Consider the following 859-nt stretch of genomic DNA (forward strand, 5'->3'; position numbering starts at 1 on the left):
ACCGGCATCGCGAAGAGGAGCATGTAGGCGGTGATCAGCCAGGTCCAGCAAAACATGGGCATTTGCATCAGCCGCATGCCCGGCGCGCGCATGTTCAAAATGGTCACGATGATGTTGATGGCGCCCATGATGGAGCTCGCGCCCAGCAGGTGAATGGCAAAAATCGCCATGTCCATGCCCATGCCCATCTGCATGCTGAGCGGCGCATACATGGTCCAGCCACCGGCCGGCGCGCCGCCGCTGACGAAAAACGAACCCAACAGCATCAGCGCCGCCGGAATCAACAGCCAGAAGCTGAAGTTGTTCATGCGCGCAAAGGCCATGTCCGAGGCGCCAATTTGCAGCGGCACCATCCAATTGGCAAAGCCGACGAAGGCCGGCATGATGGCGCCAAAAATCATGATCAGGCCGTGCAGCGTGGTGAGCTGATTGAACATTTCGGGGTTGACCAGCTGCAGCCCCGGCTGCATCAGCTCGGCGCGAATCAGCATGGCCAACAGCCCGCCAACCATCAGCATGGTCAAGCTGAACAGCAGGTACAGCGTGCCAATGTCCTTGTGGTTTGTCGCCATCATCCAGCGTCGCCAGCCGGTGTGCCTGTGGTGCGCTGTGCCGGGCGCGGACGTGGGCGGGGCAGTCGAGATGCTCATGGCGGCTTTCCTCCTGAAGCGCAACCCAGACCGTAGCAACGGATTGGCAAGGCCCTTTCCTTGCTGCCAGGCGGCAACTCCATGCTGCGCTCTTTGCGCCGCCTGTGTGTCAGGAATGACGCACTTGGCCTGTCGGACGTGTCCTACATCAGCCCGCTGCCTGCTTCGGTGCCGGGCGGCTTGCTGCGCGGCACGGACTGCCTATTTCT

General features: G+C 61.5%; 1 protein-coding gene. It reads right to left on the reverse strand.

Annotation, left to right across the window (positions count from 1 at the left end; all coding sequences use genetic code 11):
- Positions 1–575: cbb3-type cytochrome c oxidase subunit I (locus QZH66_RS15340; protein WP_305806773.1), on the reverse strand; the 575-nt coding region annotated here is incomplete at its 3' end.
- Positions 576–859 lie beyond the last annotated feature (284 nt).

This window comes from Stenotrophomonas sp. YIM B06876, from assembly GCF_030711595.1.
Classification (GTDB): domain Bacteria; phylum Pseudomonadota; class Gammaproteobacteria; order Xanthomonadales; family Xanthomonadaceae; genus Stenotrophomonas.